We start from the raw sequence: 17,593 nt of genomic DNA, 5'->3' as shown, positions 1-17,593 counted from the left end.
ACACTAATTCCCTGGTCGGGGCCCAACTGGATCTACCGAATAGTAACGACAGTGCAAAATAACGACTAATGTGATGCAATGCACATCGAAGTTATCGGTAGTCACTGGAGGGGTCAAAGTGCGTGAGTTTTCAGTTCCACAGACGTTCACAATTCCGGAGAACGCGTCAATGGCGGATTCGGTGTTCCGGCACGCCAGCGAAGACCCCACATTCGTGCCGTTCCAGCGACTCGTCAACGGCGCGTGGGTCGATGTCACAGCAGCCGAATTCGCCAAGCAGGTCTCAGCCGTAGCGAAGGGGCTGATCGCGTCCGGAGTCGAGCTCGGCGACCGCGTCGCTATCCTCTCGGCAACACGCTACGAGTGGGTTGTCACCGACTACGCGATCTGGACAGCCGGCGGCTGCACCGTCGCCATTTACGAAACCTCTTCCCCCGATCAGGCGCAGTGGATCCTCGAGGATTCGGCTACGTCTCTGCTGATCGTCGAGACTGCCGATCACGCCACGAACATCAAGGACGTCACCGAAGCCGCCGCGGCGCTTCGTGAGGTCCTCGTCATCGAATCGGGCGCTCTCGAAGACCTGACGAGTCGCGGCGCCGCAATCACCGACGAAGAACTCGAAACCCGTCGTCACCAGGTCACGGCCGCATCGCCGGCAACGTTGATCTACACCTCCGGCACCACTGGCCGCCCCAAGGGCGTCCAGCTGACACACGCCAACTTCTACGCAGAGTCCGCCGCGTGCCGCCTGGCCATGCCGGAATCCATGGTTCCCGGCAAGAAGACCCTGATGTTCCTGCCGCTCGCTCACGTCTTCGCGCGGGCAATCTCCTTCGGCGCCTTCGACTCCAAGGTCACCGTTGGCCACACGTCGGACCTCACGACACTCCTCGAGCAGTTTGCCGTGTTCAAGCCGACCTTCATTCTCTCGGTTCCGCGAGTATTCGAGAAGGTGTTCAACTCGGCACGCCAGAAGGCAGTCGACGGCGGCAAGGGCAGCATCTTCGACAAGGCAGCAGCAACGGCCATCGAGTACAGCGAAGCGCTCGAAAAGGGCGGCCCCGGCATCGCACTCAAGCTCAAGCACGCTGTGTTCGACAAGCTTGTGTACTCGAAGCTGCGTGCGGCCCTCGGCGGCGACTGCGAACGTGCGGTCTCCGGCGGCGCTGCACTCGGAGCCCGCCTGGGTCACTTCTTCCGTGGCGTCGGCATCCCGATCTACGAGGGCTACGGCCTCACCGAGACCAGCGCCGCCATCACGGTCAACACCTCCGCCGCGCAGCGCGTCGGAACCGTGGGCAAGCCGATCAACGGTCATGCCGCTCGCATCGCAGACGACGGTGAACTCCTGGTGCAGGGTCCGGTGGTCTTTGCCGGCTACTGGCACAACGAGAAGGCCACTGCAGAGTCGATCATCGACGGCTGGTTCCACACCGGTGACCTCGGATCGATCGACAACGAAGGCTACGTCTCGATCACCGGGCGCAAGAAAGAAATCATCGTCACCGCAGGCGGAAAGAACGTCGCACCGGCCGGTCTCGAGGATTCACTCCGCGCTCACGCTCTGATCAGCCAGTGCCTCGTGGTCGGTGACGGCCAACCATTCATCGGCGCACTGATCACACTCGACCTGGAAACCCTGCCCGGTTGGGTCGAGCGCAACGGCCTGCCGGCCGGAAGCCCCATCGCCGATCTGATCAAGAATCCTGACCTGATCGCCGAAATCGACTCAGCGGTCGCGGACGCGAACAAAAAGGTCTCGAACCCGGAGCAGATCAAGAAGTACACGATCCTCGAGGTCGACTTCACCCAGGAGGGCGGCGAACTGACCCCGACGCTCAAGCTCAAGCGCAACATCATTCACGAAGCACACAAGGGTGCGATCACGGATCTGTACGCCTGATCTCACAGCAAGAATGTGACCCGGTTCGCCAGTTGGCGAACCGGGCCATTTCTGTATGACTGCTCAGATACCGCGACCGGGGTTCAGGATGTTCCTCGGGTCGAAGGCGGCTTTCACCGAGAGCATCAACTCACGTTCGACGGAACCGATCATGTCGGACATGTACGGCGCCTTGAGAACTCCGATGCCGTGCTCACCGCTGATCGTGCCGTCCAGTTCGAGTGCCGCATGCACGATGTCGTCGAACGCCCCACGCGCGCGATCCTGCGCGCCCAGTTCCCCGGCGTCGAACACGATGGTGGGATGGAGATTTCCGTCTGCCGCATGACCGAAGGTTCCGATGGTCACCGAGTGCCGCTCAGCCGCGTCCTGGATACGTTCGAGCATTCGGGGCAACGCCGGTACCGGGACGGCAACGTCGTCGAGTAGCACGGTTCCCATCGCCTCGAGCGCCGGCAACGCCATGCGACGCGCGGCGGTGAACGCGTCACCTTCCTCGGGATCGTCGGTGTGGAACACCTCGGTTGCGCCGACGCGCGTGCAGGCCGCCGCGCAGTCTGCCGCTTCCTGCACGGCAGATCTACCGTCGCATTGAATGAGAAGCATCGCCCCTGCCGATTCGTCGAGACCCATTCTCGTGAAGCGGTTTACAGCGTCGATGGTCACTGCGTCCATCAACTCCAATTGACACGGTTCGGCAACCGCGGCGACGGCCAGGACCGCCTCGATCGCTTTCTCCGCCGAGTCGAAGAACGCAACAACCGTGGTTGCAGCCGTGGGCGCGGTCCGCAGCCGCATCGTGGCTTCGACGATGACGGCAAGCGTCCCCTCGGAACCAACCAGGAGATGGGTCAGGTCCAGACCGGCCACATTCTTGCGAGTCTTTGCTCCGGTGCGGATCACGCGACCGTCGGCGAGAATTGCGGTGAGCGCCGCGACATGGTCGCCTGTGACCCCGTATTTGGCGCAACAGATACCACCGGCATTGGTGGCCAAGTTACCGCCGATGCTCGAGATTGCCCGGCTACCGGGGTCCGGAACATACCAAAGTCCTTGTGCGCGAGCCGCCTCCGCAAGATCGCCGTTGATCACACCAGGCTCCACTGTTGCCGTGCGGGCCGCGGCATCTATGTCGAGAATGCGATTCATACCCGCAACGCTGAGCACAATGCACCCGTCGAGAGCATTGGCAGCACCGGCCAAACCGGTTCCTGCGCCGCGTGTCACGACCGGAATGGAGAGTTCGTGGGCAACCGTCATCGCCGCGGCGACATCATCGACTGACGTTGCCTTGACCAGAGCCGCCGGAACACCGGCGGTGGTCAGCAAGGATTGGTCCCGGGTATAGGCGCCCATCCGATCGGGATCTGTGGTCGCCTTCTCCCCCAGCACTTCCCGCAGTCGGTCTCCCAACATGTCCACCGTTGTCGTCATTTCGAGTGTCCTTCGTAGAAACCTCGCACATGCTTCTCGACAAGCTGTGCCGCATAATCGGATTCACCGGCCGCAATCGCATCGGCGATGGCTTCGTGTTCCGCGAGCAGCACCCCGAGAGTGGCCGCCGAGTCCTCGACCGCCGCGAGTTCACTCATCAGATAACCGGCGATACACTCGCGCAGAACCGTCATCACCAGCGCAAAGGCGCGGTTCCCGCTGGCACCCGCCAAGGCGACGTGAAAGTCGACATCCGCGTCGTGGAACGCGGACGCGTTGTTGTTCTCGGTGGCGCGACGCATCTCCTCGATGGCAACGCGCGCAGCACCAGGAACCTCACGGACACCGCGCAGTGCCGCGGCTTCGAGGAGCACCCGCAATTCGACCAAGTCCGGAAGCGGAACCGCACCCACCTGCACAGCCGTGCTCAACGCCGTGGCTGCAGAATCGGCTGTGTTCTCGTGCGTCACCTTGGGACGCGCCGTCGACACGGTGTCGGCACCGGTCACCAACCCTTGCGCCTGAAGTACGCGCAGCGCTTCGCGGACGGTGGAGCGGCCCACCGAAAAAGCCTGTGCCAGTTCCTGCTCCGTTGGCAAGGACTCGCCGACCGGTAGAGACCCGTCGAGAATCGCGTCTCGGAGCCTGCCGGACACCGCAAGGCTCAGCGGAATACGCGAGAGCGGAGTTATGTCCATGTCGCCGACGCTACCTCTTGCCTGCTTGTCAGACAAACTGTTTAATGAAAGTGGCCCGAAACACACAACCAAAGGTGTCGACATGACCGAAAAGCTCGAGTTGGACCCCGCAACCACCGCAGTCGTGCTCATCGAATACCAGAACGACTTCACCACCGAAGGCGGCGTCCTTCATGACGCTGTCGCTCCCGTGATGGAATCGACCGGACTACTGGCGAACACCACGGCACTGGTCGAGGCCGCTCGCTCCGCCGGTGTCACAGTTATGCACGCGCCGATCACGTTTGCCGAGGGCTACAACGAGATCACCTCGCACCCGTACGGAATCCTCAAGGGCGTCGTGGACGGAAAGGCATTCGTCAAGGGCAGCTGGGGAGCGGCAATCGTCGACGAACTGACTCCACAGGACGGCGACATCCTCGTCGAAGGCAAGCGCGGTCTCGATACTTTCGCGAGCACCAACCTCGATTTCATCCTGCGCAGCAAGGGAATCCGCACGATCATCCTCGGCGGATTCCTGACCAACTGCTGTGTCGAGTCCACCATGCGCACCGGCTACGAAAACGGTTACCGCGTCATCACTCTCACCGACTGCGTCGCTGGAACCTCAGCAGCAGAACACGAGAACGCCATCACCTACGACTACCCGATGTTCTCGCACCCGGTGACGTCCAAGGAAGTGCTCGACGCACTCGCCTGATTCAACGACTGTGCGCGAGAAGGAAATCGCGGCTCACGGCAGTGACGCTGGTGTGCACCTTCTCGTGCAACAGGTCGTGGCCCGCATCCTCGAATTCCCGCATCTCCACATTCGGCAGCGCCGACGCCCAGGTGCGCACCGGCTCGATCGGTGCCATCCGGTCGTCGACGCCGTGCACCACCAGAACCGGGATCCCGGAATCGGCCAAGTCCGCCCACCCGCTCTGGGCAACCGCGTTGCGCGGGATTCCACACAGGACAGCCGACACAAAATGATGATCCTGATGCGTCAGCATCGACAGCGCGGTCACGGCGCCGAGGGAATGCCCCATGACCGCCTGCGGGATACCTGGTAGCGCTTCGCGGGCGATATCCGCCAAGGTCGCGGCATCAGCGGCGAGATCGGACAACGGCGCCGCCACGCCCGGTTCCCCTTCGGACAGTCCGTGCCCGGTGTGGTCGATCGCCCAGACCTCGATGCCGGAAGACGTGAGAGCGTCCGCAAATCGGTGGTACTGACCGCTGTGTTGCCCCAGCCCGTGCAGGAACACCAGTGACATCGCCAGCGACTCGTCGCAGGAAGCGGGCCACCGCCGAAAATGGACCTGACCGCGTCGACCGTCAAAAAAGGGCATGGTGGACATTCTGCCTGGCTCACGGGCATTGCGACGTGCCTGACATGTCCAACCCGCCGTTTTGTCGGTCATCGCTGGCACAATCGCCCCTGTGTTCCTCCTCGATGATCAGATCATCTACAGCGCCAGTGACCTCTCGGCGGCCGCTACATGCGAATTCGGCCTACTGCGGCGACTCGACGCGCGAACCGGGCTGATCAAGGCGGAGGGCGTCGACGCCGATCCGATGCTGGAACGAACGTCCGCGCTCGGTCAACACCACGAGCGCGAACAGTTGGAGCGGTTCATCGCCGAACACGGCGACGGTGTGGTTGTCATGGAACGGCCCGAACACACCCGCGCCGGGCTTACCGAAGCAGCACTCGCCACCGTCGAAGCCCTACGCTCCGGTGCCCCCGTCATCTACCAGGGAACGTTCTTCGACGGCCGGTTCCTGGGGTTCTGTGATTTCCTGGTGCGCGAGGGCGATCGGTACGCGGTGTACGACAGCAAGCTGTCGCGGCACGCGAAGGTATCGGCACTCCTGCAGTTGGCCGCCTATGCGGACGCGCTGGGCCGCAACGCAATCGCCGCCTCCGACCAGGTGCATCTGATGCTCGGCGACGGCAGCACGTCGTCCCACGACATCGGTGACATCGCGCCGGTGTTCTCGGCAAGCCGAGCCAAGCTAGAGCAGGTTCTCGACGAACATCACGCCGAGGGAACACCCGCCGAGTGGCTCGACGGCCGGTACCTGCGCTGCGGACGGTGCGATACATGCAGCGTGGAAGTCGAGAACCATCGTGACCTGCTCCTGGTGGCTGGTCTCCGGGGCAATCAGCGGATGCAGTTGATTGCCGCCGGCATCGGGTCGATCGAGCAACTGGCCGTCAGCACCGAACCCGTCGACGGTATCCGCCGCGACACTCTGGACAAGTTGCGCGCGCAGGCTGCGTTGCAGTTGCGCCAGGAACAATCCGGCGAGGCCGAGTTCCACATCTACAACGCGTCCGTGCTCGGGGGGCTACCCGTGCCGGACGACGGAGACATCTTCTTCGACTTCGAGGGTGATCCCCTGTGGGCGGAGGACGGTTCCACCGACTGGGGGCTGGAGTACCTGTTCGGCGTCGTCGAAGGTCCGGCGGAGAACTACGTGTTCAAGCCGTTCTGGGCACACGACCGCGCCGGTGAACGCCAAGCGCTCGTCGATTTTCTCGACTACGTGACCGCGCGGCGCGAGGCTCATCCGGGCATGCACGTCTATCACTACGCGGCCTACGAGAAGTCCGCACTTTTGCGACTCGCCGCGCGTCACGGCGTGGGCGAGCAGGTAGTGGACACGCTGCTGCGCGAGAGTGTGCTCGTGGATCTGTATCCGCTCGTTCGCTCGGCCATGCGAATCGGAGCTCGCTCGTACAGCATCAAGAAACTCGAACCGCTGTACATGGGGGAACACGGCCGCGACGGCGACGTCGTCAATGCCGCGGCGTCCGTGGTTGCGTACTCCGACTACTGCGAGCTACGCGAGCGTGGCAAGGACGACGAAGCCAGTGAACTGCTGCAAGGTATCTCCGACTACAACGAGTACGACTGCGAATCGACTCTCCGACTGCGCAATTGGTTGGTCGATCGCGCAGCCCGACACGACATCACCTTGCGTCAGCCAACAGGACAGATCACCCTGCCCGTCGAAGACCTCACCGAAACCGAAATCGCATTGCGTGAATTCGCCGGGCACAAAGCCGGCCCGACGCGAACCGCCGAGCAACACGCCGCAGCCCTCCTCGCTGCGGCGGTCGGGTACCACAGCCGAGAGAAAAAGCCGCACTGGTGGGCGCACTTCGATCGCTTGTCGGCCCCCATCGAAGATCTTGTCGATGTCCGTGACGTGATGGTGGTCGACGTGCCAGACATTCAAGCAGACTGGCACAAGAACACCGCCAGGCAGAAGCCGCGACGGCACATCCAGTTGACGGGCACCCTGGGCACCGGCACGACGTTGAGCCCCGGCACCGACATGTTCGCGCTGTACGACGTTCCCTCTCCCGACGCCGTTGCCGGCGACAATCCGGCGCAGCGCGGCACCAACGGCGTGAAGATAGTCTCGGTCGAAAAATCCGGCAATCTCGACGTTGTCACCATCGAGGAACTACTCCGAGGTGACGAGTTCTCCGAGACTCCCGTTGCGTTGGCTCCCGGACGCCCTATTCCGACGGTGCCGATGGAAAAGTCCATCGCTGCAGCGGCATCAGAAGCCTGCGACGGATTGCCCGGGTTGCCGCGCCGCGCGGCGGTCGACATTCTGCGTCGACTCACGCCTCGAACCCTGTCCGGCGACGCGCTTCCACCGGTCGGCGAAGGCAACGACTACGCGTCCGCGATCACGGCTGCCGTCCTCGATCTGGACGACTCCTATGTTGCGGTGCAGGGCCCACCCGGTACCGGTAAGACGTACACCGGGGCGCGAGTGGTCAAGGCTCTGGTGGAGCAGCACCAGTGGCGTATCGGTGTTGTTGCGCAATCGCATTCGGTGGTGGAGAACATGCTGGGCGGCATAGTCAAGGCCGGCCTCGATCCGGCTCTGGTCGCCAAGAAGGGCAGCCGGAGCCGAATTGCGGAGTGGACCGACATCACGCCCCAGGAGTTCCCCCGCTTCCTGTCCGAAGCGGAATCCACTGGTTGCGTCATCGGTGGCACCGCGTGGGATTTTGCGAACACCGATCGAGTGCCCCCTGGCAGCCTCGATCTCCTTGTCGTCGACGAAGCCGGACAGTTCGCGCTGGCCAACACCATTGCCGTTGCCGTCTCCGCTCGGAATCTGCTGCTGCTCGGCGATCCGCAACAACTGCCGCAGGTCAGCCAGGGAACTCATCCCGAACCTGTTGACGAATCCGCTCTCGGCTGGCTAGCCGAAGGGCACGGCGCCCTGCCGCCGGAGTTGGGATACTTCCTCGAAAAGACGTGGCGGATGCACCCCGACCTGTGCGCGCCGGTGTCGGCGCTGTCCTACGAGGGCAAGCTGCTGTCCCAGGAAACGGTAAGCGCTGCACGGAAACTCGACGGTCTGGCAGCGGGCGTACACACGGTGTACGTCGACCATTCCGGCAACTCGACGTACTCCCCCGAAGAGTCTGCCGTCATCGTGACGCAGATCCGCGAACTCCTCGGCACGCCATGGACCGATCCCAGCGAGTTCGACGGCACCCGGCCCCTGACCGAGGCGGACATTCTGGTGGTCGCGCCCTACAACGCCCAGGTGGGCACCATCGAGCGCGATCTCACCGAAGCGGGATTCACCGACGTCGAGGTGGGTACCGTCGACAAGTTCCAGGGACGTGAAGCGGCAGTCGCCATTGTGTCGATGGCAGCGTCCGCAATCGAGGACGTTCCACGAGGCATGTCATTCCTACTCTCGCGCAACCGCCTCAATGTTGCTGTCTCACGCGGAAAATGGTGCGCCATCATCGTCCGGTCGTATGCACTGACGCAGTACATGCCGACCACGCCGGCGGGACTGGTGGAACTCGGCGCTTTCATGCGCCTGACAGCCGGCTAGCCGAAGCACTGCCCGTCGCCGCGATACGTCGGTACCGCGGTGGCGGTGCCGTCGGCATCGACCAGATTCACGTGGTCGAAACGCTCACACAATTCGCCGGCCTTTGCGTGGCGGAACCACACTCGGTCACCGATCGCGATGTCGCCGGCAACCCGTCCTGTGACCGGCGTCTGCACCTCGCCTGCGCCTTCGTTGCGGAGCAATTTCAGACCGAGTGGGCGCATCGGTTTCGGAACCCTCGCGGCGCCGGCCGGTCCGGAGGCTATGTACCCGCCGCCGAAGAGGGTGGTGACCTTCGGGGTCGGCTTGCGAACCGCGGAGAGTGCGAAGAACAGGGCGGGGTCCGGCCGGAAGGCCCGGTACCTGTCGAAGAGCGTCGGCACATACAGCCCCGAACCCGCCGTCACCTCGGTGACCACCGGATCGGCAGAACTGACTTCGAGTGATCCGGTACCGCCACTGTTCACGATCTCGAGGGTGCCCACCGCATCCGTGACCGCAGAAACGACAGCACCTCGCCGGTGTGACAGTTCCCGGGCGGAGGCCTTCTTGACCCAGCCGATCGGCGCGCTGGTGTCCGGCAGTCCGGCAATCTGCGCTTCGTAGAACATGACACCGACGACGGAAAATCCACGGGACCGCGCACGCACAGCCAGTGCGGCAACATCATTCGGTTCGCGGAGCGGAGAGCGTCGTACCCCCAGGTGAATCGGCCCGATCCGCAGGGACGCGTCCACGTCGAGGCACACCCGAATCGGCGCGGCGCCTGGCGCAGCTGATCTGATGACATCGAGCTGAGCGTCGTCGTCGATCATCAGCGTGATCGCCGTTATCGCAACCGGATCACCGGCGAGTTCGGCCAACGCTCCACGATCCACGGTGGGATATCCCATCAGGATGTCGCGGGCGCCGAGACCGACCAACCACAATGCCTCCCGCAGTGAGTAGGCCATGATTCCACGAAAGCCACCCTGCTCGGTGAGCCCACCGCCCAGTGTTTCCTCGAGAACGGCGCGGCACCGGACCGACTTACTCGCAACGCGCACCGGTGTTCCCCCGGCCCGGCGAATCAGATCGGCAGCATTGCTGCGCAGAGTTGTCAGGTCGAGAGCGGCCAGGGGCGGGTCGAAATCAGCAGTAGCGGATGTCAGTCGATCCAGTGTTGTGGTCACGTGTGTCCCATCGTCGCGGCGTCGCGGTCAAGTCAACACCTGAATTGGACGCATGTCCATGACGGGGTCAGTGCTGCGCCTCGATCGCCTTGCCTGCGATGACCTGAACCATTTCGCCGAATTCCGCAATGGTGGCGTCGGAATCACGATCAACCAGCCAGCGCAAGACCAATCCGTCGATCATCGCCAGACTCCATCTCGCCAACGACTGCAAAGACTCTGTCCAGACAGTTCCGGAAATCGTGGCGCATTCTTCGAGAAATGCAATGGCATGCTCGTCCATGATCCGGTACTGATCGCTGGCGACGGCACCGGCACGCTCGGCCCCGAGGTTGCGGCTACGCAGAGCTTGCGCGGTGATTTCGTAGGTCAGCAACTGCCGATCAGGCGTCACCTCGATGAGCGGCCACATCCCGGTCAACCCGATGTGCAGCAGTTCCTTCAGCCCTTGGATCCCGGTCAGGTCAGGCGCGTGGCGAACCTGCCCGAAGGCATGCTGGAGCGATTCGCTGAGCTGAACAATCAACGTCTCGCCCATCGCGGCGATGAGCTCCTCTTTGCTCTCGAAACAGTAGTGAACTACGCCGAGCGATACGCCCGCCTCTTCGGCTACAGCACGGACCGTCACTGAACTCACGCCGCGCTGTTCGGCAATGGAAATGGCGGATTCGATCAATTGTGTGCGGCGCTCGTCCGCCGGAAGCCTGTTGAGCATCCCATGATGTTAGAACGGAGATCGGAAAAACTAGGCACAATGCTTGCTTGGACGAACGTCCAAGTACATGATTGTCCAATGGCTTCGGATATCTGGCAGAACTGGGCAGGCACTCAGAGGGCTTCACCACGACAATGGGCAACCCCGCGGAACACCCGTGAACTCGCAGCACTTGTCGTCGAAGCCGCAACACGAGGGTGGCACGTGAAGGCAGTCGGAGCTGGCCATTCCTTTACAGGTGCGGCGGTCACAGACGGAGTTCTTGTCAGCCTCGACAACTTCTCCGGGATCGAATCGATCACCCCCACCGACGACGGGGCGCTGGTGACGGTTCTCGCAGGCACGCGCCTGCGCGCCCTCAACGAGGCGTTATGGCAACGCGGGTACGCCATGACCAACCTCGGCGACATCGACGCCCAATCTCTCGCGGGAGCCCTTGGCACCGGAACCCATGGAACCGGCGCCGCGTTCGGTGGACTTGCGACGCAGATTCACGGCCTCGAAATCGTGACAGCCGACGGAGCAATCGTCACCGCGTCCGCGGATCAAAATCCGGAACTGTTCGAAGCTGCCCGCATCGGCCTTGGCGCAATCGGCATCATCACCAAGGTCACCCTCGCGTGTTCGCCTCGGTTCACATTGCGCGCCATCGAAAAACCCGACACGCTGTCCCACATTTTGGACACCCTGGACGACGAGTGCCGCACCGTCGACCACTTCGAGTTCTACTGGTTCCCCCACACCGATCGGGTCCTCACCAAACGGAACACACGCCTGCCCGGCGACACACCGTTGAAGCCCGTCAGCGCGATCCGAACCTTTGTCGAGGACGAATTCATGTCGAACACGCTCTTCGAGGGCGTCAACCGCATCGCCACCCTGGCGCCGGCCGCGATCCCCACCATCAACCAGATATCGTCACGCCTGCTCGGCGCCCGGGAATTTACCGACCGCAGCTATCGGGTCTTTGCATCGCCGCGTCGCGTGAAGTTCAAGGAAATGGAATACGCCGTCCCGGTCGAACACGTCAAAGGTCTACTCCACGAGATTAATCAGTGGCTGCAAAGGACTGGAACCAACGTCGCGTTCCCCGTCGAGGTTCGTTTTGCCGCCGCCGACGACCTCTGGCTTTCCACCGCCAACGGACGCGATACCGCGTACGTCGCCGTGCACCAGTATCACCGCCGGTCCGAGACCGAGTACTTTGCCGCAGTCGAAGCGATGGCAAAGGCCGTCGACGGCCGGCCGCACTGGGGGAAAATGCACAACCGGACCATCGACGACTTACGCCCGACGTACGACAAACTCGACAACTTCATTGCTGTGCGAGACAAGTACGACGCGGATCGTGTGTTCGACAACGACTACCTACGCCAAGTGCTCGGCGCCTGAGTTCGCTTCGCTAACGCAGCAATTCCGCTTTCCGCGATTCACTGGCAAACGACGCCTTGATGGAATTGCGGGCCAACGTCTCACGTTCGGACTCGGTCAGCCCGATTGCTCGACCGAGTTCGGCGAAGTTGTCGTCGACGTACCCGCCAAAATATGCCGGATCGTCGGAGTTGACCGTCACGATCAGCCCGAGGTCGAGCATCGTTCGCAACGGATGATCCTCGAGCTTGTCGAACACCCGAAGACGAACGTTCGACAACGGGCAGACCGTCAGCGGAATCTCCTCGTCGACCAACCGCTCGACAAGCGCCGGATCCTCGAGTGCGCGGACACCGTGATCGATACGTTCAGCACCGAGGATGTCGAGCGCCTGCCAGATGTACTCCGGCGGGCCTTCCTCACCGGCGTGGGCGACCACGTGAAGCCCCTCGGCGCGAGCCCGCGCAAACACGTCCTCGAAGAGCGACGGCGGGTTACCCACCTCCGCAGAATCGAGGCCCAGACCGACAATCGGAGCCTGCAACCGGATGATCTCCGAGAAGATCTCCTCGGCATCTCTGACGGGTTGATCGCGCAGAATCGCGGCAATCGCGCTGCTGCTGAGTCCGAACTCCCGCTCGCTCGATGCAACGGCGTCCATGATTCCGTCGAGAACCTCGGTCAACGGAACACCCCGGACCACGTGCGCTTGCGGGTTGAAGAAGAACTCGGCGTGCGAGACCCCGGCAGCGGCAGCACGGCGGAAGTACGCCCGCGTGAGATCCGCAAAATCCTCGGCTGTACGCAGAACGGCCATGTTGGCAAAGTACAGATCGAGGAACGACTGCAGATCCGAGAACTCGTACCGTGACTTCAGATCTTCGATGTCCTTGTACGGCAAGTCCATTCGATTTCGCTCGGCGAGGCGGTAGATCTGCTCGGGCTCGAGAGAACCCTCGATGTGCATGTGCAATTCGGCAACTGGTGTAGCCATGTCGTGTTACCGACCCTTCCATACCGGCGCGCGCTTCTCGGCAAAAGCCGTCGCGCCTTCACGTGCGTCCTCGGATACGAAAATCGGTGCCAACAACTGCATCTGGTTGGCAAATGCCTCGTCGTCCGACCATCCGGCGGCCTTGACCATGATCTCTTTGGTGACCGTGACGGCGAGCGGACCGTTACGGCTGATGCGGTCGGCAAGATCCAGCGCACCGTCCAACGCCTGACCTGGTTCTGTCAGTGTGTTCACAAAACCGTACGAGTGCGCTTCCTCCGCCGTGAAAGCGTCTCCGGTCAAGGCATATTCCAGGGCCTTCTGATACGGAATGCGCTTGGGTAGACGGAACAATCCGCCGGCGCCTGCGACCAGACCCCGCTTGACCTCGGGGATACCGAACTTGGCTTCGCGAGAGGCAACCACCAGATCGGTGGCCAGCACCAACTCGGTGCCGCCTGCCAAGGCAAAGCCCTCGACCGCCGAAATAATCGGCTTTCGCGGCGGCCCCTCGGTGAAACCGAGACCGCGGCCAGGAACCAGCACGTTCTCGCCGGCCACAAACGCCTTGAGATCCATACCGGCACAGAAATTTCCGCCCGCACCGGTCAGCACTGCCAACGACAGCTCGTCGTTACCGTCGAGTTCTTCGACAGCTGCTGCCAATCCGTGGCTGACCGCGGCGTTGATCGCGTTTCGTGCCTCGGGCCGGTTGATCGTGATGATCAGCGTCCGCCCACGCCGCTCGGTGAGAACCTCGTCTGCCATGCATCTCCCTCTCGTAGTCTTTCGACACCGCGCATGCTCATGCTGCGTTTCGTTCGACAATACGGACGAAGCCCTCCGCATCGATCTGTGCGGTGTCATGGGTGCAGAACCAGCCCTGCGTGAAACGCGACGACGTCACTTCCGGCGAATTCCAGTACCGACGCGCGACACTCGGCCCGCGGCACCACAGTTCGCCGTATCCCCCCGGTGCGTCGGGGCCGTACAACGCGACTTCCATTCCGCCGAAAGCGATTCCCACGCTCCCCAAATGTGTCGAAGCCGATTCGATCGGCAAGATCAGACCTCCGCCACACGTCTCGGTCTTTCCCCAACCCATCACATGCTGAGCGGCCGGAAACGCCGCCAGTAGCTTGTCTTCCTGCTCGGCCGTTACCGGAGACCCACTGCAGTCCACCCACTTCACCGATCGCGAGGCTGCTCGCGCCGCCGGACCCACCGCAAGCAATCGTGGTTCGAGGAGATCCTCGGGGCGCCCGGTGAGAATGTCGACGGTATGGGCGGACTCACGCCAAAAATCACCCGCCACAACAACGGTGCCGCCGATCACCAACGTGGCGAGCACATGAACAAGCTCCCGGACGGATCGAAAATCGCTGTCCACCAGAAGATTCCGCACACCCTCGACGCCGTAGTCACGCGAATGCAGAAGCCCTTCGATTGTCGAGAGCACATTCTCGTTGCTCAATTCGACGCCAAGCATCGCGCCGGACGGATCCGCCGTGTACGCCAGAACCGCCAACTCGTCCGGCGCAGCACCGTCGTCGATGAACGGAACCCCGTGCGGCAATTCCCCATCGAGCACCAACACCGATCCACTGTCCGCAATCACCGCGGAAACCTCCGCGTCGCCCCACGCCATGCCGAGAGACACCGGAACCCCACCGGCCAGAATGACTCCGAGGCACGCTTCCAGCCACCGAACGCCGGCCGCAAACCGGATGGCCACCCGATCGCCGATCTCGATTCCCCGCGACTTCAACCCGCCGGCCACCCGAGACGCTTCAGCCCACAGTTCGGCGTAGGTGACCTGTTCTCCGTGCACTTCCTCGACCGCAGTTCGCCCGGCGAACCGGTGCACCGCAACGTCGAGTAACTCCGACAACGACGGATCCAACTGCCGGTAACGCAGCAGACCGTCCGTCGCCCGACTGACCCGCGTATCCGTGAGCAGCCCATTCGAACAGTGATACTCCACAAGCCTCGACCGCATCTGTACCTCCACAGACCGTGACCAACCCACACCCGCGCCATTCGACTATATGACGTGAGTCACAGGTAGTGGAGCACTCTGGCGATACCCGTGTGCTTACTTGCCTGTGTAGACGGCCTTTCCTGGACCTACATCGAGGAAGCTGCGCACAGCGCCGCGAAGGTCCTCGGTCTCGAACAGCGCCCCCGACACTGTCGGTGTCACCGCATCGGCATGAGCGATACCGCCGGAACGCCACGCCGCCACGATCTGCTTGGTCGCATCATGTGCCCGCGTCGGCCCGTCAGCCAACCGCGCTACCAGTGCCCGCGCGGCTGCGTCGACATCGTCGTGAACGGCATTGACCACACCCCATGATGCAAGCGTCGCCGCGTCGTACAGATCGCCCGTCATCACCAGTTCGCGAGCGCGTCCGGAACCCGCACGCTCGGCCAGGCGTTGCGGCCCACCCATCGACGGCGTCAACCCGACCACTGTCTCCACCAAACCGAACTTCGCCTTGGGCGCGGCGAGAATGATGTCGCAGGCCAGCGAAATCTCGAACGCAGCCGTCAGCGTCAACCCATGCGCGGCGTAGACCACCGGACACGGCAGTGCCTCGAGTGGATGGCAGATCTGCGCAAAAAGCTCGCGCCACAACTCGGCGCCCTGCTCGGCGGTCAAACCGTCGAAAACATGGACGTCGACGCCGGCCGAGTTGACCTTGCCCTCGGCCCTCAGCAACACCGCGCGCGGCGGCGCAGCCGTCAACGACGCGATATCGGCGATCACTGCGTCGAACATCGCCTGATCGAACAAATTGAGCGGTCCGTGAGCAAACGTCAGCACAGCAACCTCGGCACCGCCATCGGTGATGATTCGCTCGAGACGGGTGGGATGCGTTTCGGAAGCAGTCATGGCCGTCACCTTGCCGCACCGCGGGCGACATACGATCAGGGAGTGGACGGTCTGAGAAAAGCGCTTGCCGACGTTGTGGGACAACGGTTCGTCACCGACGATCCCGATGTTCTGCGCTCCCGCTCGGTCGATCACACGGGCAGATACAGCGGACGCGCCCAGGCCCTGGTCCGCCCGGCCGACACCGCCGAAGTAGCCGCAGCACTCAACATCTGCCGACAATTCGGCGCACCCGTCACCGTGCAGGGTGGACGCACCGGACTTGTCGCCGGAACCGTGCCCGAACACGACGACGTCCTGCTCTCCACCGAACGTCTCACAACAATCGGCGAGGTCGATGCCGCCGCGGGGAGGATCACCGTCGACGCGGGAGTGACACTCGCACAAGTACATTCCGCTGCTGCCCACGCCGGACTGAAGTTCGGCGTCGACATCGCGTCGCGTGATACCGCGACAATCGGCGGTATGGCTGCCACCAACGCCGGTGGGCTGCACACGGTTCGATACGGCAACATGGCGGAGCAGGTCACCGGACTCGAAGTTGTTCTTCCAGACGGCACCACCGTGCGCCGTGAGGTAGCCGTCCGCGTCGACAACTCCGGCTACAACCTGCCGGCGCTCTGGGTGGGCAGCGAGGGCACTCTCGGGGTGATCACACGCGTCGACCTGGCACTTCACCCCGTGCCGAGACACCGCGTCACAACACTCACCGGGTTCGATTCACTGGGCGCCGTTGTCGACGCGGGACGCATTCTGCGCACCGTCGGCGGCGTCGACGCGCTTGAACTACTCGACGGCCGCGGATTGGAACTTGCTGCGAACCGACTTGGCGCCGGCGTTCCGACGGGACGCCGATGGTATCTGCTGGCAGAGGTATCCGGCGCCCACGACCCTTCCGAAGACGTGAGCGCAATCATGGACCGGATCAATCCACCGGATGCGCCCGCCGTAGCGCTCGACACGGCCGGTTCGGCCCGATTATGGTCTGCACGTGAATGTTTCGCGGAAGTCGTAGGATTGTTCGGACCACCTCTCAAGTTCGACGCGGCACTCCCCCTTGACACACTGGCGGCATTCGCGGACTCGGCGGTCGGCGTTGTCGCAGAATACGCATCGGAAGCGATCCCGATCCTGTTCGGTCATGTGGCCGAAGGAAACATCCATCTGAACGTCCTGAATTGCCCCGACGCCGACGCCGTCTACCTCCGTATTCTCGAACTGGTGCGTCACTACGGCGGAAATATCAGTTCCGAACACGGAGTCGGCTCGCTCAAACGCAATTACCTCGACATGGCGCTCACGCCGGAGGACATCGGCGCGATGTGGGCGATCAAGCGAGCCTTCGATCCGGACGACTTTCTCAATCGTGCAGTGATGTTTCCCGACTCCCTTCGGCGCTGACAACTAGACGCTGTGAACCTTTCGGCTTCGGTTGTCCTGCAGGGCAATCAGCGCGCACCTTGCCGCACAGCGTGCCGCGGCGAGAACCACAGGATGCCGGGCTACCGCCCACGCCCGTCTGGCAATTGACGGGGCAG

14 protein-coding genes are annotated in these 17,593 nt (G+C 62.9%); 5 read left to right on the top strand and 9 right to left on the bottom strand.

Features of this window, described 5'->3' with window-relative positions:
- Positions 1-118 precede the first annotated feature (118 nt).
- Positions 119-1,906, top strand: a complete 1,788-nt coding sequence (locus CJ178_RS29110) for an AMP-dependent synthetase/ligase (RefSeq protein WP_095888555.1) — start codon at positions 119-121, stop codon at positions 1,904-1,906.
- A 63-nt stretch (positions 1,907-1,969) separates the two neighbouring features.
- Here CJ178_RS29110 and CJ178_RS29105 read toward each other — a convergent pair whose 3' ends face one another.
- Entirely contained in the window at positions 1,970-3,340 is a 1,371-nt protein-coding gene (locus CJ178_RS29105) for an FAD-binding oxidoreductase (protein ID WP_095888554.1), read from the bottom strand.
- Positions 3,337-4,038 carry a FadR/GntR family transcriptional regulator gene (locus tag CJ178_RS29100; RefSeq protein ID WP_033236724.1) on the bottom strand — a complete coding sequence of 234 codons (702 nt, stop codon included), beginning with the start codon at positions 4,036-4,038 and terminating at the stop codon, positions 3,337-3,339. The genes CJ178_RS29105 and CJ178_RS29100 overlap by 4 nt, the downstream gene beginning before the upstream one ends.
- 82 nt (positions 4,039-4,120) lie before the next feature.
- Between CJ178_RS29100 and CJ178_RS29095 the strand changes: the two genes are divergently transcribed.
- Positions 4,121-4,738: a cysteine hydrolase family protein gene (locus CJ178_RS29095; protein ID WP_033236723.1), complete on the top strand. Its 618-nt coding sequence runs from the start codon at positions 4,121-4,123 to the stop codon at positions 4,736-4,738.
- 1 nt (position 4,739) lies between these two features.
- On the opposite strand, the gene CJ178_RS29090 is transcribed toward CJ178_RS29095, so the two are convergent.
- Positions 4,740-5,381, bottom strand: coding sequence for an alpha/beta hydrolase (locus CJ178_RS29090; RefSeq protein ID WP_033236722.1), 642 nt, complete (start codon positions 5,379-5,381; stop codon positions 4,740-4,742).
- Positions 5,382-5,463: 82 nt separating this feature from the next.
- On the opposite strand from CJ178_RS29090, the gene CJ178_RS29085 reads away from it, so the two are divergent.
- Complete coding sequence (locus CJ178_RS29085) at positions 5,464-8,907, top strand: TM0106 family RecB-like putative nuclease (protein WP_095888553.1); 3,444 nt, start codon at positions 5,464-5,466, stop codon at positions 8,905-8,907.
- Here CJ178_RS29085 and CJ178_RS29080 read toward each other — a convergent pair.
- Both CJ178_RS29080 and CJ178_RS29075 read right to left on the bottom strand, forming a co-directional pair.
- Entirely contained in the window at positions 8,904-10,079 is a 1,176-nt protein-coding gene (locus tag CJ178_RS29080) for an amino acid deaminase/aldolase (protein ID WP_092807294.1), read from the bottom strand. The genes CJ178_RS29085 and CJ178_RS29080 overlap by 4 nt on opposite strands.
- Before the next feature lie 67 nt (positions 10,080-10,146).
- Positions 10,147-10,794 carry a TetR/AcrR family transcriptional regulator gene (locus CJ178_RS29075; protein WP_033236720.1) on the bottom strand — a complete coding sequence of 216 codons (648 nt, stop codon included), beginning with the start codon at positions 10,792-10,794 and terminating at the stop codon, positions 10,147-10,149.
- Positions 10,795-10,872: 78 nt separating this feature from the next.
- On the opposite strand from CJ178_RS29075, the gene CJ178_RS29070 reads away from it, so the two are divergent.
- The gene (locus tag CJ178_RS29070; protein ID WP_033236719.1) at positions 10,873-12,186 is read left to right on the top strand and encodes a D-arabinono-1,4-lactone oxidase; all 1,314 of its coding nucleotides are present in this window, start codon (positions 10,873-10,875) and stop codon (positions 12,184-12,186) included.
- Positions 12,187-12,196: 10 nt separating this feature from the next.
- Here CJ178_RS29070 and CJ178_RS29065 read toward each other — a convergent pair whose 3' ends face one another.
- From CJ178_RS29065 to CJ178_RS29050, 4 genes are all read right to left on the bottom strand, one after another.
- Positions 12,197-13,159, bottom strand: a complete 963-nt coding sequence (locus CJ178_RS29065; protein ID WP_045069556.1) for an adenosine deaminase — start codon at positions 13,157-13,159, stop codon at positions 12,197-12,199.
- A 6-nt stretch (positions 13,160-13,165) separates the two neighbouring features.
- Positions 13,166-13,927 (bottom strand): crotonase/enoyl-CoA hydratase family protein, encoded by a 762-nt coding sequence (locus tag CJ178_RS29060; protein WP_033236717.1) that lies wholly within the window; start codon positions 13,925-13,927, stop codon positions 13,166-13,168.
- A gap of 37 nt (positions 13,928-13,964) precedes the next feature.
- Positions 13,965-15,158, bottom strand: a complete 1,194-nt coding sequence (locus tag CJ178_RS29055; protein WP_095888736.1) for a class I adenylate-forming enzyme family protein — start codon at positions 15,156-15,158, stop codon at positions 13,965-13,967.
- A 96-nt stretch (positions 15,159-15,254) separates the two neighbouring features.
- Positions 15,255-16,055, bottom strand: a complete 801-nt coding sequence (locus CJ178_RS29050; protein WP_033236715.1) for an enoyl-CoA hydratase/isomerase family protein — start codon at positions 16,053-16,055, stop codon at positions 15,255-15,257.
- A 42-nt stretch (positions 16,056-16,097) separates the two neighbouring features.
- On the opposite strand from CJ178_RS29050, the gene CJ178_RS29045 reads away from it, so the two are divergent.
- Positions 16,098-17,456, top strand: coding sequence for an FAD-binding oxidoreductase (locus tag CJ178_RS29045; RefSeq protein WP_257013507.1), 1,359 nt, complete (start codon positions 16,098-16,100; stop codon positions 17,454-17,456).
- The last annotated feature ends 137 nt before the right edge of the window (positions 17,457-17,593 follow it).

The sequence above is a fragment of the Rhodococcus sp. ACPA4 genome, assembly GCF_002300185.1.
GTDB classification, from domain to species: domain Bacteria; phylum Actinomycetota; class Actinomycetes; order Mycobacteriales; family Mycobacteriaceae; genus Rhodococcus_F; species Rhodococcus_F globerula.
This window is presented reverse-complemented; position numbering and strand designations above follow the sequence as displayed.

What these genes read in the sequence shown, in the direction of transcription:
- CJ178_RS29060 (WP_033236717.1), bottom strand. Translation starts at nt 13,927, where the DNA reads ATGGCAGACGAGGTTCTCACCGAGCGGCGTGGGCGGACGCTGATCATC.
- CJ178_RS29075 (WP_033236720.1), bottom strand. Translation starts at nt 10,794, where the DNA reads ATGCTCAACAGGCTTCCGGCGGACGAGCGCCGCACACAATTGATCGAA.
- CJ178_RS29065 (WP_045069556.1), bottom strand. Translation starts at nt 13,159, where the DNA reads ATGGCTACACCAGTTGCCGAATTGCACATGCACATCGAGGGTTCTCTC.
- CJ178_RS29050 (WP_033236715.1), bottom strand. Translation starts at nt 16,055, where the DNA reads ATGACTGCTTCCGAAACGCATCCCACCCGTCTCGAGCGAATCATCACC.
- CJ178_RS29100 (WP_033236724.1), bottom strand. Translation starts at nt 4,038, where the DNA reads ATGGACATAACTCCGCTCTCGCGTATTCCGCTGAGCCTTGCGGTGTCC.
- CJ178_RS29095 (WP_033236723.1), top strand. Translation starts at nt 4,121, where the DNA reads ATGACCGAAAAGCTCGAGTTGGACCCCGCAACCACCGCAGTCGTGCTC.
- CJ178_RS29105 (WP_095888554.1), bottom strand. Translation starts at nt 3,340, where the DNA reads ATGACGACAACGGTGGACATGTTGGGAGACCGACTGCGGGAAGTGCTG.
- CJ178_RS29070 (WP_033236719.1), top strand. Translation starts at nt 10,873, where the DNA reads ATGGCTTCGGATATCTGGCAGAACTGGGCAGGCACTCAGAGGGCTTCA.
- CJ178_RS29090 (WP_033236722.1), bottom strand. Translation starts at nt 5,381, where the DNA reads ATGTCCACCATGCCCTTTTTTGACGGTCGACGCGGTCAGGTCCATTTT.
- CJ178_RS29055 (WP_095888736.1), bottom strand. Translation starts at nt 15,158, where the DNA reads ATGCGGTCGAGGCTTGTGGAGTATCACTGTTCGAATGGGCTGCTCACG.